This window comes from Pseudoduganella sp., assembly GCF_041914865.1.
In the GTDB taxonomy this organism is placed as follows: domain Bacteria; phylum Pseudomonadota; class Gammaproteobacteria; order Burkholderiales; family Burkholderiaceae_D; genus Rugamonas.
Map to the genome: position 1 here is coordinate 134,851 of NZ_JAYSCO010000001.1, position 19,732 is coordinate 154,582.

The window sequence follows — 19,732 nt, forward strand, 5'->3', positions numbered from 1 at the left end:
ATCCTCCTCGCTATATGCGGCATTGGAACTATAGGTGCGGGACGCGACGGGGGTTTTGATAACCCTCAAGCCGCTGCGTCGGACCGCGCCGGTGGCGGCATCAGGTACTCAATCGAGGCCCTGCTCACCTTTCCGCGCGGGCCGACAAGGAATGCATCCCAGCCTATGCGCCGGGCAGTGCCAGGTTTGCTGCTCAGGACCGCGCGTTGGATGCAGGATGGCTGTAGCAACAGCCGAACGGATATCTTCAAGTTCGAAAGGTCGAACAAGGCCACCATATCCGACAACGCCAACGCGGCCGGACGGCGGGGAAGAAAACGTTCCACGTCCCCGGGTGTGAGCGGACCTATGTTCAGCCGGATCGTCCTGTCCCTCCGCCGGATCCTGCGTCCAAGAGCGGCCCCATAGCCCAAGCTTGCAATGCCGCTCCCAAGCCTGCTGCGCTGCTTCTGCGGAATTTCATCCCAGGCCGCGACGAAAGGTTCAAGCTCGATTGGCACTCCGAAGTGGTTTTCCAGCACACGCGATACGGTTCCTGCCGCCACCGGGCTTGTCCCCAGCATGGCCGCGTAGTACCCGATAACATGGGCTGCTGCGGCGGGATGCCAGGACAATCTATCGGCGGGAGCGCCGGCCAGGGACATCAGCAAGGAAAGCTGGCTATCCCGGCCTGTCACATCCAGCGTGTGTTCCAGCCGGTTCTTTGCCCAGGCTTGGTAAAACAGCGTCACCATGCGTTGGGAGAGGATATTTATGAATGCGTGGGCTGCCGCGTTCCCGTGCCGGTCACGCGCTTCTGCAATACGTTCTGTTACGTGCAGTGGAAGCGCCCCGCTGGTGCCCAGCAAGCCAAAGAAGTGAGGCGTCAGGTTGATCCGCGTTGAGTCGTCGCGCTGCAAGGCCTGCAATAGCTCAGCCTCGGTTGTATGAACCACGGGGGAACTGCACATTGCAGCCATCTCGCTTGCAGGGAAACTCAACGACAGGCTGTTCTCGAACCGCAGCACGTCAGTCAGGATGCGCTCCGGCGCTATGCCGTTCTGCGCCAGCCATGCCTGCAGGATCCGCATCGCCTGTACGAACTGGAAGCGCTCTGGCGCTTCCAGAAGCTCCTGGATTACGCTAAGGTCCGATAGCCGCTGCGGGGCTTGCATCGCATGATCTCCTTTCCCGTCTGTTGCGACAGTGCCACCAGCTCGATAAAGCTGTTCACATGGACATACAAGCCGAGGAACTGGTCTATGACCTCGATGAATAGCTGCACACCGCTGCCGATAAACGCCTCCTCATCGAGCGTGATACGAAGCTCCGTGCCGTGCACCAGGGAGGCGCCGTACCTGTTGCGCAGCCAGGTCGCGGTTTCTGCGCTTTCCAGGCCAACAATGCCCTCTATCTGGCGACGCGAGATCGGCGATTGCGCCAGGTCGTATAAGGCCAGCATCTGGCGGAAGGACGGCAGTCCGTCACGACAAAAGCCATGATGGTTCGATGCCAGGTGGGATATCAGGCGCCAGTGCAAGCCGAATCCTGCATTCCATCGAAGCGCCCTGCTTGGCTTACGCAGGAGCCTGGCGACAAAGCCTGCGCTGTCGCGGACCGGGGTCAGGACTCCATCCCGTTCGCCCTCCCTGAGCATGTGCGGAAGGTCGCGGTTAGTGCAACTCAGTCCAATGGACAGGTTGACCCTTTCCACAGCCTGGGGATCAAAATTCCCATCTATCAGCGTTATGCGCTTCTCTTGCCCGGGACTGGTTGCTGCCAGCGTTTCGTCGTGCCTGAGAAGCCAATAGCTTCCCTTTCCAGCAACGTCCTCTCCGTGCCGCTGCGAGTAGAGGGGCCTGAACTCGGTGACCACTTCCTGGCGATCGCGCCGCCGAATCATAGTGACTGAATCGACTGAGTACACCTCATAGGCCTCCGGGTGCGTCGAGTCGGCACAGAGCACGTAATCGGCCGTCCTGTGTGTCACCGCGATCGGTTGGCCTGGCCGCTGGAACAAGTTAACCACGGGGCTGCAACCCAACAGCAGGTTTGCCGCTGACAGCATTCCCAGTAATCGGGCCGCATGGGAATCTGAGCGCAGGCCGGCCAGTGCAAAGTGGAGCGTGAAACTGTGGCAATCCGGCGGCAGCCGTGCCCGCAGCGGCCCCAGTTCGATATCAAAGAAGGCGAACTTCTCCGGGCAGGCAAAGTATTCGCTGAGGATGCGGTACGCGACATGCGAACGCGCGTCGAACGGGATAAGCGCTTCGTTCTCGGCGTAGCCCACCCTCTTCAGGGGCACTTCCGGTAGCGTTGTCCAGCGGCCGGGTTCCACTTCAACATAGGCGCCTACGGTTCGCATGAACAATGCGTCCCTTAGCGCTGCGCAGAACGATGGCTCGCCGTCGATGAACACACGCAGGGCATTGAGCCGCTCTGGCAGGGCGCCCTCAATCTGGATGCTTATCGTTGAACCGGCCGACACGGGAAAGTTCAAGCCCGTGGGCGGGCGTGCCAGCGCCTCGAAGCGTGCATTGGCGAATCTTGCCGTGGTAAGCGTTATATCGTAGGCCGTTTTGAACCTGCAGCGCACGCCCTGCACCATGCAGGAATCCATCTCTGTTCCGCGTGGTATTTGCAGCATTGGCGCGGCGTCCACCGACCGAACCGGCGGGTGGGTGGCACGAACAATCGAACAGGAGGGAAACGGCCGCAGGTAATGGGGAAATAGCGTCTCCAGCAATGCTTCGGTAAATTCCGGATAACTGTCATCGAGCTTCTTGGCGATGCGGGCCGCCAGCAGCGCTGTCGACTGGATCAGTTGCTCAGTGTGCGGGTCCGGGCAGGTGTCTTCATCGAGCTGCAGCTTTCCACCGAGGCCGGGATAACGCTCGCAAAACTCTCGGCCAAGCTCGCGCAGGTACACGAGCTCACGCTCGAAGTATGGCAGCAAGTCCTCCATCAGCACTCCTCCCTGGGCATGCAGGCATCTGCCAATCCTCTCACAGCGAAAAGTGCGATTCATGAGATTTGTCAAGAAAGATCGCGGGGAAGGCATCAAACTCATTGGACGTGCAACGCCTGCCACAGGAGGACGTGATGACGCTGTCATTGAAAGTATTATGGTCGGAAGGCCTGGCCCTCGACGCCCAGCATTTCCAGCAACTCGACCGCTACCATGAGACGCGGCTCCAGCACATAGCATCGGTCCTGAACCCCTATTCCTGGGGCGTGCAGAAGGCCCGCTGGACTATCGACGGTGCCGGCAACAACTCGCTGCAGGCCCACGCTTTGGTGCTCATCTTCAAGGATGGGGAGATTTACCAGGCTCCCTTCCCGGACGAACTTCCGCTGCCGTTCGACCTTGGCAAGCTGGCGATTGAGGAGCTGGAGTTTGTCCTGTATGCGGCGCTGCCATTGCAAAGAGCCCACGGCGGAAACCTGTCGGCGGCCGACGCCACCAGCAACGGCGCGCGCTACGCACTGATAGATGAGGAAACGCCCGATCTTTACACCGACGGCCTTAACGTCAACGTCTCTTACATGACAAAGAGCGTGCGCCTTTTGTCCCACCTGGACATGCGCGATGGGTATGACTGCATCCCCGTGCTGAAAGTCAGGCGCAGGGCCGACAACACTTTTGAGATTGATCCGGAGTTCATGGCTCCCTCCGTATCGATCAGAGCCTGCCCTGCCATGGAGGAGATGCTGCGCAGCCTTATTGGCAACCTAAGCGCGAAGTGCGAATCGCTCTACCGCCAGCAGCGGCAGCCGCGCGGCCACCTGATCGAGGTTCCCAGCGGCGACGCTTCGTCGTTCTGGATGCTCAACGCAGCGCTTGCGGCGAGCGCCTCGCTGCAGCACATTGCGAAGTCCGGGCATTACCACCCGGAGCGCCTGTTCGAGCGGCTGAGGGAGCTGGCCGGCAGCCTGATGGCTTTCTCGCGAAAGTACGCGATTCCCGACCTGCCGTCATACAACCATGAAGATCCGGCGCCTGGATTCCAGGCCTTGGCTTCCATGATCCAGGACCTGCTCGATATCGTCGCGCGCTCAAAGTACATCACGATCCCCTTGAACGTCAGCGACAATGGCATGCGATATCAGCAAGGACGGCTTGATGCAAGCCTGCTGGAAGGGAAGGCTTCATTCTACCTGGCCGTCAACGCCAACATGCCGGCATTGAGCCTCGTCGCGGAGGTGCCGCGCCAGCTCAAGGTGGCATCACCGGACGATATAGACAGCCTGGTTCGCAACGCATTGCCCGGCCTGCAGTTGCTGCACATGCCCCAGGTTCCACTGGAGGTACCGGTGCGGCCGGACACCTATCATTTCTCCATAGAGAACCGGGGCGAGCTTTACGAATCGATGCTGAAGGCCCGTGCGATAGCCATATACGCGCCCAGCACGTTCGCGGATCTGAAGCTGGAGCTATTCGCCATTTCCGCTTGAGTGAGTTGGCCTTGGAATCAGGATGGAACCAGCAGCCATATCCGGCACTGCCTGCACGCTCCAGCCGTAGGCATGGAGCTTCACGCCATTCCACCAGGGTTTCCAGTCGCCCTGGCGCTGTTCGAATTCCACGCGCAGGCCGGCTTCCGTCTCTTCGCAGCGGATGCGTTGGCGCAGGTAGGCGCCGCGCTGGTAGGCCAGGCTGGCGCCGTCGTCGGCGTAGATCTCGCCTTGGCAATCGGGGCCGGGGTAGATATGGAGCTCCAGCGGTCCTTTCGGCGCGAAAGCTGTGCTTTGCACGAGCGGCTGTTTGGGAATGATGGCGCCGGGGCGGACGTAGACGGGCAGCTGGGCGATATCGGGTTTGATGGTTTCGCCCTTCCCTGCCAGGCGCTGGCCGGTCCAGTAGTTGTACCAGCCCTTTCCGGGCAGTTCCACCGTGTATTCGCCGGGCGATTCGGGCGTCGGCGATGGGGCTACCAGCAGGTCGCCGCCGAGCATGAACTGGTCTTCCGATCCGCCAAGGCGGTCGCCTTTCGCCAGCACTTGCGGGAAGTTGAGGAAGACCGGGCGCAGCATGGGGACGCCGGTGCGGCTGTTCTCCTCTGCCGCGCCATACAGGTAGGGCATGAGGCGGTAGCGCTCTTCGATGAAGCGGCGACGGATATCGACGTGCGCGGCGTCGCCGACCCATGGTTCCTGGTCGGGGCGGTTGGTTTCTGCGTGGGCGCGAAACAGCGGCATGAAGGCGCCGACCTGGAACCAGCGCGTGAGCAGGTCCGGGGATGGGTGTTCGCCGGCATAGCCGCCAACATCATTGCCGGCGAGGGAGAAGCCGCTCAGGCCGAGGTTGAGCAGCTGTTGCGTCCCGATCTTGAGGTGCTGCCAGCTCGATGCGTTGTCGCCAGTCCAGGTGGCGGCGTAGCGTTGGCCGCCGGCGTAGGTGGCGCGGGTCAGCACGAAGGGGCGGACGTCGGGTTGCAGACGGCTCAGGCCTTCGTACGTGGCGCGCGAGTTCAGTTGGCCGTACACGTTGTGCAGCTCGGCGTGCGAGGTGGTGCGCGGGGCGAAGTCGTCGCTTTCAATGCGGTGCACCACATCGAGCGGCATGGTCTTACTGGCGACGTTGAAGATGGACGGCTCGTTCATGTCGTTCCAGAAGCCTGCCACGCCGTCGGCGACAAGGCCCGCGTACAGTTCGCCCCACCAGCTCCGGGCCTTGGCACGGCTGAAGTCGGGGAAGACGGAGGCGCCGGGCCATACGTCGCCCGAGTAGTACTCGCCGCCGGGCAGCTTGAGGAACAAGTCCTGCACGGCGCCGCTGTCGTAGGCTGCGTAGCCCTGCCCTGGGGCGTTCGCTATATGCGGGTCGGTGATCAGTACCAGCCGCAGGCCCTGCGCGCGCAGGTCGCTGGCGAGCTGGCGCAAGTCGGGGAAAGCTTTGCGGTTGACGGTGAAGGGGCGCGAGCGGTCCTGGTAGTCGATGTCCATGTAGACCACGTCGGCGGGCAGGCGTTCACCGCGCAAGCGCTGGGCGATGGCACGCACTTCGGCGTCGCTCTTGTAGCTCCATTTCGATTGCTGGAAGCCGAGTGCCCATTGCGGCGGCAGCGGTGCTGTGCCGGTCAGGCGGGCGTATTGCTGCAGCACGTCTTTCGGTGCGGGGCCGGACATGACGTAGTAGTCGACCGGGCCGCCTTCGGCGCTGATCGAGAGCACATCGCGTTCGGTCTTGCCGAAGTCGAAGGTGCTGCGCCAGGTGTTGTCGAGGAACAGGCCATAGGCCCGGCCACGGTCGCCCACAGCCATGAAGAACGGAATGGATTTGTACAGCGGGTCGGTCGCCTGCGTGAACTTGTAGGCGTCGGAGTTCCACATGGTGTAAGCGCCGCCCTTACGGTCGAAGGTGCCGGTTTTGTCGCCCAGGCCGAAGATATGGTCGGCGCCGGCCAGCTTGCCGCGCAGTCGGAAGCCGCCGCCAGCTGCCAAGGCGGCGCTGCCGGCGAGGTCCGACAGCAGGACGTTGCCGCTGCCGTCCAGCACTTCGGTGCGCAGCGTGCGGCGGTCGATGCGCGCGCTGATGCCGGCGCTGCGCAGCTGGAGCGTTTCGCCGCTGCGGGTGACCTGCAGCGGCAGGCGGGCGGCGCGGGCGGCGGCGGGAACGGCCCAGGAGGCGTCCTCCGGCAGCTTGCCACGGCCCATGCGGATGCGCATGATGCCGCTGGCCGGGGCGCTCAATTCCAGCACGGCGCCGCCACTGGCGAGAACCATGCGGTCGACAGTCGCGGCCTGCGGCGCACCTGCCGCAAGCAGCGTGGCTGGAAGCAGCGCCATCAGCGCCACTGCCAGGCGGTACCGGCGCCGGTTACTGGGCAGCATACATGGACGAGTATTTCGCACCGAAGTACAGGATGAAGGCGTAGCAGGCCGCCGGCAGGATGAAGGACAGCTGCACACCGATTGCGTCGGCCATGGCGCCCTGCGCGAACGGCACGATGGCGCCGCCGACGATGGCCATGCACAGGATGCCGGAGCCCTGCCCAGTGTACTTGCCCAGGCCGTGCAGCGCCATGCTGAAGATGGTGGGGAACATGATCGAGTTGCACAGGCCAACCGCAAGGATGGCCCACATCGCCACGCTGCTGGTGCCGAAGCATGCCGCCAGCACCAGCCCTATCGCCACCAGCGAATTCACGGCCAGGGTCTTGCCCGGGCTGGCCACGCGCATCACCGCGAAGCCGATAAAGCGGCCAACCATGGCGCCGCCCCAGTAGATGCTGACGTAATGCGCCGCGTCGGCATGCGCCAGGCCGGCGATGTGTGCCTCGCCCAGGAAGTTGATCAGGAAGCTGCCGATACTCACTTCCGCGCCGACGTAGAGGAAGATGCCGATGGCGCCCAGCACCAGGTGGCGGTGGGCCCAGGCCGAGCCGTGGCCTTCGCCCGCCAGCGAGAGGTCTTCGCTGTCGGCGATCTGCGGCAGCCTGGCGAAGGCGAACAGCACGGCCAGCAACGCCAGTACTGCGGCCAGCGCCAGGTAGGGGCCGCGCACGGTGGCCGCCTCGGCGGCGGCGCTGACGGCGGCGCCGGCGGTGGAAAGGATCAGCACACCGCCGATAGCGGGACCGATAGTGGTGCCGAGCGAGTTGAATGCCTGCGTCAGGTTAAGGCGGCTGGATGCGGTGCGCGCCGGGCCGAGTACCGTGACGTAGGGGTTGGCGGCGACCTGCAGCACGGTGATGCCGGAGGCCAGCACAAAGAACGCCAGCAGGAACAGGCCGTAACCGCCGAAGGAGGCGGGGTAGAACAGCACACAGCCGCCGGCTGCGATCAGCAGGCCGGCGACGGCGCCTTTCTGGTAGCCGATGCGGCGGATCAGGGCGCCCGCCGGCATCGATACGATGAAGTAGGCGCCGAAGAAGCAGAACTGCACCAGCATGGCCTGGAAGTAAGTCAGCGTGTAAATCGCTTTCAGGTGCGGGATCAGTACGTCGTTCAGGGAGGTGATCAGCCCCCACATGAAGAACAGGATAGTGATGATGACCAGCGCGCTGGTGTTGCTGCCGTTCTGCGCAGCGCCCGCCGCCTGCGGGGGCGCGGCGGTGGCGCTGTTGTGTGCCGTGTTTGCCATGCTTGTCTCCTCTGCGTTTTTTTAGATGCCGGCCGGTGGGCGCGGCAGGTCGCTGCTGCGCGTGCCCCAGCCTTTGGTGTCGGGCTGCGGCGCCAGCTTGAAGCTCAGGGTGCCCGCCGCCTGCAGCTGCTCCCAGTCCAGCCACACGCGCGACAGCGGACGTCCGCCCCATTGCACGGATTGTACGAAGCGGCGCTCGCCCGGCTTGGCTTCCGGTGCTTCGATGCGCAGCACGCGGCCTTGCGGCAGGTCGATCTCGGCGCGCGCGAAGCGGGGTGCGTGCAGCAGGAAGCGCCCGCTGCCCGGCGTGTCGGGGTACAGGCCCAGTGCGCTGAACAGGTACCAGGCCGACATGGTACCCAGGTCGTCGTTGCCGGTGACTCCGCTTGGGCCGTTGCCGAACAGGGTCTCTGCGGCGCGCAGCACGGTGGTGGTTTTCCAGGGCTGGCCCATCAGGGTGTACATCCAGGGGGCGTGCAGGTCCGGTTCGTTGTTCGGGTTGTAGCGGAACTGGCTGTAGTAGCTGTATGCGCCAACCACCCAGGATTTGCGCACGGCGGCCGGGTCGGCCAGCACGGCGTCGTAGTCGAAGAACTGGTCCAGGCGGCTCAGGGCCTGCGCGGTGCCGCCCATGGCTGCGGCCAGGCCGGGCACGTCCTGCGGCACCAGCCATTGGTACTGCCATGCCGTGCCTTCGTGGAAGCCGCGCTCGCCGCGCGGGTCGTATTCACGCCCCACTTCGGCGAACCAGCTGCCATCCAGCAGGCGTGGGCGCGGGAAGCCGCGCAGGCCGGTCGGCGCATCGACCACGTTCGGGTCCCAGACCTTGCGCCAGTTCAGGGCGCGCTGTTGCAGCAGCTGCGCGTCCTTCGCTTGGCCGAGCGACTTGGCCATGATCGCCAGCGCACTGTCGGCCAGCGCGTATTCCATGGTGGCGGAGGCGCCATGGTGCGGGTCGATGTCCATGCCCTTGGCGACGAAGCTGCGGTCGTATTGCACGAAGCCTTGCTGCAGGTAGCTTGGGTTACCGGCGCGGCCCTGGGCGCGGTTGCGGTGCGGCGGCACGCCGAAGGCGTTCTCGCGCAGCGCGGCGTAGGCTTCGCGTTCGCGGCCTTTCAATGCGCCGTAGCGCCACAGGTCGACCAGGAAGGGCGTGACCGGGTCGCCGGTCATCACATTGCTGTCGAAATTGGCGTAGCCCCAGCGCGGCAGCCAGCCGCCTTCCTGGCGGATCTTCAGCACGGAATTGGCGATGTCGCGCGCACGCTCAGGCCGCAGCAAGGCAAGCAGCTGGTTCTGCGCGCGGTAGGTGTCCCACAGCGAGAAGAACTCGTAGTAGGTCCAGCCCTTGGCGCTGTGGATGGCGTCATCGTAGCCGCGATAGCGGCCATCGGCATCGCTGCCGGTCAGCGGTTGCAGCAGGGCGTGGTAAAGCGCGGTGTAGAACACGGTGCGGTCGTCATTGCTTCCGCCTTCGATACGCACGCTGCCAAGTTCGCGCTGCCAGGCCGCCTGCGCCTGCGTGCGCATGGCGTCGAAGCTGAGCGGCTGGCCGCCGGCCATGCCTTCGGCGCGCAGGTTGATGCGCGCGCCCTCCGCGTCCACATGGGAGATGGCGCTGACCGCCGTGACGGCCGAGCCGCGCGCCAGGTCGAAACTGAGCCACACGCCGTGCGGGCGTGCTTCGCCTTGCTGACTGGGTCCTTTCGCGCCGGGCCAGCCGCCGCGGTCGTCCCATATGCCGTGGGCGACGAAGGGCTGGTCGAACACCATGCGGAACCAGGTGGTGTACTGGGCGCCGCCGCAGAAGCTCTTGGTGGTGATCTTGCCTTCGATGCTGCGCTCGTCCAGCACGCGCACCTCGCTGCCGACCACGGAGTGGCGCTCGTTGGCCTGGCCGACGTTGAGCAGCACGTGGCCGGTACCGGTACCGGGTGCGAAGGTATAGCGCTCGGCGGCGGCACGCGTCAGGGCAGTGGTTTCGGCGGTGATGCCGCCGTAGCTGGTCAGCTTGACCTTGTAGTAGCCGGCCTGGCCCACCTCGCCTTCGTGGGTGTATTCGGCGGCGTAGCGCTTCTGGTTGAAGGCGTCCGGCTTGCTGGTGTCGAAATCCCCGCCGGGACCGATGCGGCCCGTGACAGGCAGCACGGAAAGCTGGCCGCCCTGCTCCCAGCAGCCGGCGCCGGACAGGAAGGAGTGGCCGAAGCCGCGGATGCGCGGGTCGCTGTAGCGCCAGCCGGCGTAGTGCTCACCGATCGGGCTGACCTGGATCATGCCAAAAGGGGCGGATGCGCCGGGGAAGGTATTGCCTTCGTCCTGGGTGCCGATGAAGGTGTTGACCGGCATGCTTGCGGCGCTTTGCGCGGCGTGAGCCGGCGCCATGGCCGGCAGCAGCGCCACCAGCGCCAGTTGTGCAAGGCGCAGGAAGCGCGTGGCGCGCGCGGGAATCTCAAGCGGGGTACGGCTCATCACTTTACCTCTCCTTCGAGTACTGCGAACAATTGATCCATGGCTGCCGGCGTAGGCGGCGTGGCGCCGGCTTGCTGACAGGCGGCGGAGCCGGCGGCCAGGGCGGCGTGCAGGTGCGATTGCAGCGTGCGGCCTGGGTGGCGCGAAAAGCTGTGCAGCAGGCCGGCGATGCTGGCGTCGCCGGCGCCGACGGTGTCGACCACCGTGACCGCCGGCGCGCTTGCATCGGCACGCTGCTGGCCGTGATAAAGGCTGGCGCCCTGGCCGCCGCGCGTCAGCAGGCAGTGGGCGGATGGGTTGAAGGCGCGCAGCTGCTGCAGCGCAGCGTCGAGCGGCAGGCCGGGGAACAGGCCGCGCAAGTCGTCGTCCGAGACCTTGATCACATCGGCCAGGGCCGCCATGCGCTGCAGGGTCGACGTGTAGCGCTCGTCCATCAGGTTGCGGTAGTTCGGGTCGTAGCTGATCGCCACGCCCTGCCCTTTCAGCTGCGCGGCCAGGGCCACCAGGGTGGCGGCCAGCGGCTCGCGCGCCAGGCTGATGCCGCCGAAGTGGGCCCAGCGCAGGCCGTCGGACCAGCCGTCCGGCAAGGCGGCCGGGTCGAAGTGCAGGTCGGCGCTGTCGTCGCCGATGAAGAAGTAGCGCGGCGGTTCGCCCTGCTCCACAATGGCCAGCAGCGGCGAGCGCTCCACGCGCTGCAGCAGGCGCAAATCCAGGCCCACGGCTTCGCTGGCGGCCCACAGGGCGTTGCCGAACCTGTCGCAGCTGATGGCGCCGGCAAAGGCGGTGCGCTCGCCCAGGCTGGCCAGCGCGCGCGCCACATTCCATACCGAGCCGCCAACGCGGCTGGCCCACTGCTCCTCGCCCTGCTGGATCATGTCGGTCAGCGCCTCGCCGGCGCACAGCATCAGCGGGGCGTCATGCATGGCCGCCCTCCGCCAGCACTTTTAAGATGTCGTAGCAAGCGCCCATGGTGTGGTAATCGACCTTGCCGGCCGGGCTCTTTTCGTCGCTCAGCTTGCGGTTCTCGCGGTCGAGGATGCGGTACCAGGCGCCGTGCTCGTGGTCGACCATATGGGTCCAGCTGTATTCCCACAGGCGCTGGTACCAGTCCCAGTATTCGGCGTTGCCGGTCCGCTGCGCCAGCATGGCTGCCGCGGCTGCGCTCTCGGCCTGCACCCAGAAGTATTTGTGCCAGTCGCAGATGGCAAGGTCCGGCGCCAGCGAGTAGCACAAGCCGCCGTGTTCGTCGTCCCAGCCCTTCTCCACCGCCACGCGGAACAGGCGCTCGGCAGTCGGCAGCAGCCAGCCCAGGTCTTGTTTCAGCACGTTGCGGCCCCATTGTTCCAACTGCAGCAGCAGCTTGGCCCATTCGGTGAAATGGCCCGGCTGGTAGCCCCAGGGGCGGAACAGGTTCTCCGGGTCGTCGATGTTGAAGCGCCAGTCCGGCTGCCACGCCTCGTTGTAGTGTTCCCAGATCAAGCCGCCGCAGCGCTCCGCCTGGCGCTGGGTGATGTTCGACGCAACGGTGTAGGCGCGCTCCAGGTAACGGCGGTCGCTGGTGGCCTGGAAGGCTGCCAACAGGGCCTCGCAAGCGTGCATATTGGCGTTCTGGCCACGGTAGCTCGATAGCACGCTCCAGTCGGCGCTGGCTTCATCGGCATACAGGCCGGCTTGCGGGTCCCAGAAGCGGCGCTCCATCAACTCGAAGGTTTCGCCGATCCAGGCGCGCGCTTCCTCCACGCCCGCCATGGTGGCGTGTGCGTAGGCCAGCAGGACGAAGGCCTGGCCATAAGCATGCTGGGTGCCATCCTCCACCGCACGGCCGTTCAGCATCCAGGCGTAGCCATCGCCATCCGCGCTGCGGTGCGCTTCGCGCAGGAAGCGCACCGCATGGCGTGCGCCCTCCAGATAGGCTGGGTCATGGAAGTGGCGATACGCCATGGAATAGGTGAAGACGAAGCGCGTACTGCTCACCAGGTGGCGGTGCTGGGCGTCGTAGACGCTGCCGTCATCCTTGAAATAGTGGAAAAGACCGCCCGCCGGATCGATGGCGCGCGGATGGTAAAAGCGCATGGTGTGCTGCGCATGGGCGAGCAGCACGGCCGGGCTGCGAAAGTTCGGGAAGTTGGGCATGTTCGTTTCAGGGGTTGGGGGTGTTAGTCGTCGAAGCTGCTCTCGCGCACGATCATCTGGACCGGCACGGTGATATGGGATGGTCCCTCGTCTTCTTTGTGGAGCAGCAGTTCGATCCCCGCCTTGCCCAGTTCTTCCTTGTCGACATGGATGGTGCTGAGCGGGGGAATGGCAGCAGCGGCGGCGGCGATATCGTCGAAGCCGACAATGGCAATGTCGTGCGGTATCTTCATGCCTTCGCCCAGGCAGTACTTCATGGCCGCCAGGGCGGTGCTGTCGTTGTAGCAGAAGACCGCGTCGGCCGGCTTGGGCAGGCTCAGTATGCTGCGCATGGCTTCCGCCACGCCTTCGTCGCCTTCGCCCAGTGTGGGCACGATCACTTCCAGGTTGGGGTCTGCATGCACCTTGGCGTCGAACAGCGCCTGGCGGAAGCCGCGGTTGCGTTGCTGGATACTGTAATGGGCCAGGGAGCCGGAGAGCATGGCGATGCGCTTGCGGCCGCAGCGCAGCAGGTGCTGGGTTGCCAGATAGCCGCCGCGCATATTGTCCGGGTTGACGGAGGTGAAGCCGCGCCAGTGCATGTCCACCAGAACGATCGGCTTGCCGATCTGCTGCAGGGTGGCCAGCACTTCGGGTTCAAAGAAACCGGCACAGACGATAGCATCCGGCTGGTGCAGGCGGATCTGCGCCAGCACCGGTTCCGCCGGGCCCACTGCGATAAAGGACAGGGCCACGCCTTCGCGGCGGCAGGCCGCTTCCGCGCCTTGCAGCACCGGCGAGAAGAAGGGGCTGGATGCGAGGGTGTTGTGCTGGTTGTGCAGCAGGAAGGCGATGCGGCGGATGCGGCCTTTTTTCAGCTGGCCGAAGTCATAGCCCATGCGCAGGGCGGCTTCGCGCACCTTGTTGCGGGTTTCCTCGGTCATGCCGACCTGGTTTTTCAGCGCGCGCGACACCGTGCCGATGGACAGGCCGGTGGCTTCCGCAATCCCGCGCAGGGTAACCTGGCTCATGAAAAGTCTCCAGAATTCTATTTTTAATAAACGCTACTTTTTATATCAGCGGCCTATGACGAGCGTCAATCAAAGCCGCTTAAATGGTGCGCTTTTAGCTGGTTTTACTAAACAACTCAGTCTGCAACCGAGCGCACACGCAAAGCCTTGCGCAGCGCCGCCAGCGAGGCGCGGGATGACACGCGCAGCGTCACTTTCTCTCCGGGCAGCAGCGTCACGGCATTGTCGGAAACCTCGGCATCGTGGGCGCCGAAATCGATCCAAACCGCACGCGCCAGGTTACCGGCGCGCAGCACTACCAGGTAATCCTTGCCGTCGCGCTGCACCTGCGCGGAAAGGCCGGCTGCGGCCCAGCGCAAGTCCTTTGCCGCTTTGAAGTAGACCACGCTGCGCGCGGACGGTTCGCCTGCCGCCTGCAACTCGAATACAGCGACAGTGGCGGCCGGATCGGCGCCGGCCAGCAGGTCTGCGTCGGCGTACGCGGCGGCGTTCGTGGCCGATAGCGGCGCCAGTTCGAATGTCCGGCGTTCTTCGCGCAGCACCTGCCCCTGCAGCGTCATCACGCGCAAGCGCACGTCTCCCTGCACGGCGTGGGTGCGGTCGTTGAGCAGGCTGACGCTGGTGCGGCCTTCCGCGTTGCGCAGCGCTGCCACAGTGACGGGAGCGAAGAAGCGGCGCGCGTGGTAGTGCAGCGCCTTCCAGCGTCCGAACCAGTCCACGCTGGACCAGGAGGCGCCGGGCCACACGTCGTTCAGCTGCCAGTACAGCGAACCCATTGTGTAGGGGCGGCTGGCGCGGTGGTGCAAGGCCGCCAGCTGGATGCCTTCGGCCTGCATGACCTGGCCCAGGTAGGTGAACGCGGCAAAGTCCTTCGGCGCGCCGAACTCGTAGCCTATGTACTTCAACAGGCGCTCGTTGCCTTTACCGGCCATGAATTTCTGGTGCGCCTCAATGACTGGCGCGGTGACGCCCTGCTCCGCGCGGCTGGCAAAGGCATCGATGGTGCGCTGCACCGGCCAGGCCTGCAGGCCGTATTCGGACATGAAGCGCGGTGTGACCTCAAGATATTTGGATGGCGGGTGCGCCGGGTTGCCCCACACTTCCCAATAATGCATATCGCCGCTGGCTGGCGTGTTGGCGGCTTCGGCCAGGTCGTCGCCGGGCGAGCTGGCCCAGTAGGCGATGCCGCCGCCCTCCTCTTCCACCACCTTGCGCAAATCGCTGCCGAACAGCTGCACATAGCCGCTCCAGACCTTGCTGGCGAACGCGGGATCGGCCGCCGTCAGTGTCTTGCCGTGGCCCCAGTATTTCCAGGCGATTTCCTGCTCATTATTGCCGCACCAGAGGACCAGGCTGGGGTGGTTGCGCAGGCGGCGCACGTTGTCGCGCGCTTCCGCCACCACGTTGGCGCGGAAGGCGTCGTCGTAAGCGGGCTGCATGCCGCCGCCGAACATGAAGTCCTGCCAGACCAGCAGGCCAAATTCGTCGGCCAGGTTGAAGAAGTCTTCGCTTTCGTAATAGCCGCCGCCCCAGCTACGCACCATGTTCATGTTCGCGTCGCGCGCGGATTGCAGCACGCGGCGCAACCGTTCCTGCGACACGCGCGGCTGGAACATGTCGAACGGAATCGTGTTCGCGCCTTTGGCGAATACCGGAATGCCGTTGATGACGAAATGGAAGCTCTTGCCCTTGGCGTCCGGCTCGCGGCGCAGTTCAACGCTGCGCAAGCCGGTACGGGCGCCCGCGCGGGCCACCACGCCCCTGCCGTCGGCCAGCTCGAGTTCATAGCGGTACAGCGGCTGCGCGCCGTAGCCATTCGGGTACCAGCGCTGCGGCTGCGCGACCTGGAACGGGAGCTCGACCCGGTTGGCGCCGGCCAGCAGTGCAACGCGCCCGCCAGCGGCCAGCTTGCGCGTACCGTCCGGCGCGGTCTGCCACAGCCGCAGGTCGAAGTCGCCTGCCCGCACCGCATCCGCCGACATCACGGCTACGATATCGGCCTGCGCTTCCTGCACGCGGTCCTGGCGCAGCTGCAGGTTGTCGATACGGACGGCATCCCAGCTTTGCAGGACGACCGGCTTCCAGATGCCGGCCGTGACGTAGCGCGGCCCCCAGTCCCAGCCATAGTGGTAGCCCGGCTTGCGGACAAAGTTGCCGGTCATCGCGTCCGGCGGTTCGTCGCCGTAGGGGGACGGGTAGTTGCCGGCCAGTTTGTGCGGCATGGCCTGCACTTGCGGCAGCAGCTTCCTGATCGGGGAACGGAAAACGATGCGCAGCTCGTTGCCACGCGCGCGCAGGCGGCCCTGCACCGGCACGCGCCAGGTGCGGAAGGCGTTATGCGCATCAAGCAGCTTTTCGCCGTTCAGCCATGCTTCGGCAAAGGTATCCAGTCCTTCAAATACCAGATCGCTGCGGGCTGCGGCCATCGCCGTGCGCGGGGCGTCGAAGCGGGTGCGGTACTCCCAGTCGGCCAGGCCAATCCACTGCAGGCCGGCTTCGGGGGTGCCGATATAGGGGTCGGGAATCAGCTTGTGCGCGAACAGGTCGGTGTGCACCGTCCCGGGAACGCTGGCGCGGCGCCACGGCGCCTTGGCGTCGAGCTGGCGGAAAGTCCAGCCTTTGTCGATGACGAAGCGGTCCAGCGCGGCGGGTCCGCTTGCGGCTGCCGCCTGCGCCATCGCGGCGAGCCAGAGTCCGAGCAGCAGTCGCGCGCACAAACTGAAGAACGGGTGCGTGTACATGGCGGCATCCTGGGTTGAAAAAAAACCTCCCCGGCCCGAAGGCGCGGGGAGGACAACAGAGGGATCAGAACTTGTAGTTCAGGCCAAAGTACGCGATGCGGCCGGCATAGCTGTTGCCGTAGAAGCGATCCTTGGTGTCGTCGCCCAGGTGCGAGCGCGACTCTTCCTTGGTCAGGTTCAGCACAGAAGCAGTCAGGCTCAGTTGCTTGCTGATGTTGTACGCAAAGTTCACGTCCACCTGGCTGTAAGGCTCGGAGTACACGCTGATGCCGTTGATCAGGCCACCCACCACTTCGCCACGGCGGTTATACGAGGCACGCGCCAGGAAGTTCTCGGTTTCATAGAACACCGTCAGGTTGGCCTGGTTCCTGGCACTACCCACCAGCGGCGACTTGCCGACTTCCTCGCCATCCCCCAGCACGATAGCGGCCTGGTTGGTCTTGTTGTAGGTGTAGTTGAACTGGAAACCCAGGCCGGAAGGCAGCGTATGCTGGGCGAACAGCTCCACACCTTGCGAAACGCCATCGCGGCCGCCGGCGCTGGTCTCGTAGCTTTGCACCAGCACGCTCTTGCCGCCGACATCCATCGTCACGTCGCGCACCACCGGCACGGTGAAGTTGCTGACGTTTTTGCGGAACACGTTGGCGCCGAGGACGGAACCGCGCTGGAAGTACCACTCCGCGCCCAGGTCGAACTGGGTGGCCTTGTAAGGTTCCAGCTGTTTGTTGCTGCCCTCGCCGAACCAGCCTTGCTTGTCGCCGCCGCCGATCAGGCGTCGGTCGTTGACGTATTCCTGGCTGTAGAAACGAAGGCCGCCCGGGTAGGCGATGTCGCTGTAGCTTGGGCGTGCCACCACCTTCGATGCGGCGGCGCGCAGCAGCAGGTCCTGGCGCAGCTCATAAGCCAGGTTAAGGCTTGGCAGCACGTCATTGTAGGTGCGGTCCAGCGAGCTCACGGCATACGAGCGGTTGCGCGCAGTGCTGTCCGGCAGGCGGGTAAAGCCGCTGGTGCAACCGGAACCGGCTGGCGCGCCGGCGGCAGGCAGGCCGCCCGGCAGGCAAGGCGCCGGCGAGCCGTTCGGGCCGTTGAAGAAGTAGTCGTTGTAGCTTTCCACCTGGTCGGTGGAATCGGCATGCTGCCTGGTGCGCACCAGCCGCAAGCCTACATTCCCGCGCAGGCGCTCTGTCTTGATGTTGGCCTGCAGGTAAGTTGCCATGATTTTCTCGTCCACGTTGTAGACGAAATTGTCCTCGTTACGGGTCTGCATCGCGCCATAGGTCTTGTCCAGGTGGGCAATGTAGGCCGGGTAGTTGATCGCCGGGAAAGCACTGGCGCTGATGCCGCCCGCCAGGTGGCCCAGCGAATCGGAATACAGGAACTCGGGCCGGAATTTGTTGGCGGTCGGATCGCAGCCGGCCTGGTAGCGCTTGTCGTAGTTCTTCGGATCGGCGCCCTGGCACACCCAGTAGTTGTTGCCGGTGCTCCGGCTGATGCCGCCGTCGCGGTACTTCGCCCCGAACTGCAGCGTATCCAGCCAGCCGCTCTCGTTACGCCAGGTGAAGTCGGCCTGGGCGTAATTCTGCTTGGTGCTGTTCCTGGTCCAGGAGGACGAGGTCGAGCCGAGGTCGATTTCACCGATGCCCTTGCGCAGGTTCTCCATCAGCTGCGGCGAGAAGGTCATGCTTGGCGTACCGACGGTGCTCCAGGCGCTGGCGTAGTTACCCAGCGTCCAGCTGCCGTCGGCGTTCTGCACGCGCGGCTTGATCGGCATTGCCATTTGCATTTCCGGGCCGCCGTGCGCCCAGGTGCGGCCGAACTTGAAGCTGGCGTCCAGTGACTGGCCGCGCCATTCGGCTTCAAAGTCGGCGGTCTGCGACAGTGATTTCTCGCGGTTGTAGCTGCCGGTGATCTGCGGGGTAGGAATGGTGCAGTCGTCCGGCCCCCAGCCGCCCGGCTTCTGGCCCGCCGCCGCTGCCTGCGCTTCGCTGCAGTAGTAGGCTTTGCCGGCGTGGACGCTGTATTGGGCGCCGGTGACGATGGTCTTGCTCGGGTCGAAGGTCAGGCCGTCCAGCAGGCGGCCGCCTGGCCAGTTGCCATCGCCGTCATAGCGCGCAATGTTCCATTCCGGGACCTTCAGGGTGTTGGTCTGGGAGTCCTGCGACAGGTCGAAGCGGAAGTAATTGGCGGTCAGGGTCAGGTTGCGCACCGGCTTGAACTGCACGGTCGCCTGCGCGCCTTTGCGTTCGCGCTCTTCCGTCTTCACGTTCAGGTTGACCGACGTCGGCATCATGAAGTTCTGGTAGTAGCGGCCATTCTGGTCGTAAAAGCCGGACTGGCCCCACCAGAAGGAGTTCAGGCCGGACGGCTTGCCGTTCACGTCCACCGGCGGATTCTTGCGGTAGCTGTCCGCATACCACTGCCAGTTCTCGGTGCTGGCGCTCATGGTGCGCGTGGTGCGCTTCTGCTGGGTATAGCCGACCAGCACGCCAAGGCGGTTGTCGTCGTCGTGCCAGGCGTACTGGCCGGAGAACTGGCCGTCGGTCTTCTTGGTGGTGTCGGCCCAGGTGCCTTCGGCGGAGACGAAGCCGCTGTTCGATTTGACGTCCAGCGGACGGCGCGTGCGCAGGATGACCGTGCCGCCGATGCCGCCTTCATCGAGGCGCGCTTCCGGGGTTTTGTACAGTTCCGCGCCGGACAGCATATTCGACGGCATCAGCATGTAGTTGAACGAGCGGGTCGGGTCGCCGTTCGATTCGGCGGTGGCGATGTAGTTGCCGTTCAACTGGGTCAGGGTCAGCTCGGAGGACAGGCCGCGCACGCTGACGTTCTTGCCCTCGCCGCCACTGCGGTCGATGATCACACCCGGCACGCGCTGCAGCGCGTCCGCCACGTTCTTGTCGGGGAATTTGCCGATGTCCTCGGCGGTGATCACCTCGACGATCGAGTTGGCGTCGCGTTTCTGGTCGAGGCTTTTTTCAATCGCGTAGCGATACCCGGTCACCACCACCGTCGCATCGGGCTGGGTGGCCGCGGTTTGCGCCTGGGCGCTGGCAAGGGTCAGCAGCGCGCCGCTCACGGCCAGGGCGATCGGCGTGGCGCGGCAGCGGCGCTGCGTTAAAGCTGGATGATTCCTGAACATCATGTAGGTCTCCTAGTTATGCCCAGCGAGGGCTTTTTATGGCGGGGATTTACTAAACCCCTGGGATGCCTCTCGCATCTCCCTGGGCATCACGCTCCACCTAGGAAAAACCTTACAAAGGAAGCTACAGTAGTTCAATAAACTTTCTAATTTTGAATGAAGTTTAGTTTTGATT

General features: G+C 64.7%; 11 protein-coding genes. 1 reads left to right on the forward strand and 10 read right to left on the reverse strand.

Features of this window, described 5'->3' with window-relative positions; genetic code table 11:
- Positions 1–65 precede the first annotated feature (65 nt).
- Together tssG and tssF are read right to left on the reverse strand one after the other, a co-directional pair.
- Positions 66–1,154, reverse strand: coding sequence for a type VI secretion system baseplate subunit TssG (gene tssG / locus ACE3TQ_RS00565; protein WP_374579939.1), 1,089 nt, complete (start codon positions 1,152–1,154; stop codon positions 66–68).
- The gene (gene tssF, locus ACE3TQ_RS00570; protein ID WP_374579940.1) at positions 1,118–2,944 is read right to left on the reverse strand and encodes a type VI secretion system baseplate subunit TssF; all 1,827 of its coding nucleotides are present in this window, start codon (positions 2,942–2,944) and stop codon (positions 1,118–1,120) included. The genes tssG and tssF overlap by 37 nt, the downstream gene beginning before the upstream one ends.
- A gap of 137 nt (positions 2,945–3,081) precedes the next feature.
- On the opposite strand from tssF, the gene tssK reads away from it, so the two are divergent.
- Positions 3,082–4,434: a type VI secretion system baseplate subunit TssK gene (tssK, locus tag ACE3TQ_RS00575; RefSeq protein ID WP_374579941.1), complete on the forward strand. Its 1,353-nt coding sequence runs from the start codon at positions 3,082–3,084 to the stop codon at positions 4,432–4,434.
- Here the strand turns inward: tssK and ACE3TQ_RS00580 are convergent.
- The 8 genes from ACE3TQ_RS00580 to ACE3TQ_RS00615 all read right to left on the reverse strand — a co-directional run bounded on the left by ACE3TQ_RS00580 (position 4,414) and on the right by ACE3TQ_RS00615 (position 19,560).
- Positions 4,414–6,768 carry a TIM-barrel domain-containing protein gene (locus ACE3TQ_RS00580; RefSeq protein WP_374579942.1) on the reverse strand — a complete coding sequence of 785 codons (2,355 nt, stop codon included), beginning with the start codon at positions 6,766–6,768 and terminating at the stop codon, positions 4,414–4,416. The two genes, tssK and ACE3TQ_RS00580, sit on opposite strands and share 21 nt — an antisense overlap.
- Before the next feature lie 31 nt (positions 6,769–6,799).
- Positions 6,800–8,065 carry a sugar MFS transporter gene (locus ACE3TQ_RS00585; RefSeq protein WP_374579943.1) on the reverse strand — a complete coding sequence of 422 codons (1,266 nt, stop codon included), beginning with the start codon at positions 8,063–8,065 and terminating at the stop codon, positions 6,800–6,802.
- 21 nt (positions 8,066–8,086) lie between these two features.
- A complete protein-coding gene (locus ACE3TQ_RS00590; protein ID WP_374579944.1) occupies positions 8,087–10,534 on the reverse strand; it encodes a GH92 family glycosyl hydrolase in 2,448 nt (815 codons plus the stop codon).
- Positions 10,534–11,457: a carbohydrate kinase gene (locus ACE3TQ_RS00595; RefSeq protein WP_374579945.1), complete on the reverse strand. Its 924-nt coding sequence runs from the start codon at positions 11,455–11,457 to the stop codon at positions 10,534–10,536. The genes ACE3TQ_RS00590 and ACE3TQ_RS00595 overlap by 1 nt, the downstream gene beginning before the upstream one ends.
- Positions 11,450–12,667, reverse strand: a complete 1,218-nt coding sequence (locus tag ACE3TQ_RS00600; protein ID WP_374579946.1) for an AGE family epimerase/isomerase — start codon at positions 12,665–12,667, stop codon at positions 11,450–11,452. The genes ACE3TQ_RS00595 and ACE3TQ_RS00600 overlap by 8 nt, the downstream gene beginning before the upstream one ends.
- A 23-nt stretch (positions 12,668–12,690) precedes the next feature.
- Entirely contained in the window at positions 12,691–13,677 is a 987-nt protein-coding gene (locus tag ACE3TQ_RS00605) for a LacI family DNA-binding transcriptional regulator (protein WP_374579947.1), read from the reverse strand.
- 116 nt (positions 13,678–13,793) lie between these two features.
- Entirely contained in the window at positions 13,794–16,418 is a 2,625-nt protein-coding gene (locus ACE3TQ_RS00610) for a glycoside hydrolase family 2 protein (RefSeq protein ID WP_374579948.1), read from the reverse strand.
- A 64-nt stretch (positions 16,419–16,482) separates the two neighbouring features.
- The gene (locus ACE3TQ_RS00615) at positions 16,483–19,560 is read right to left on the reverse strand and encodes a TonB-dependent receptor (RefSeq protein WP_374579949.1); all 3,078 of its coding nucleotides are present in this window, start codon (positions 19,558–19,560) and stop codon (positions 16,483–16,485) included.
- Positions 19,561–19,732: the final 172 nt, after the last annotated feature.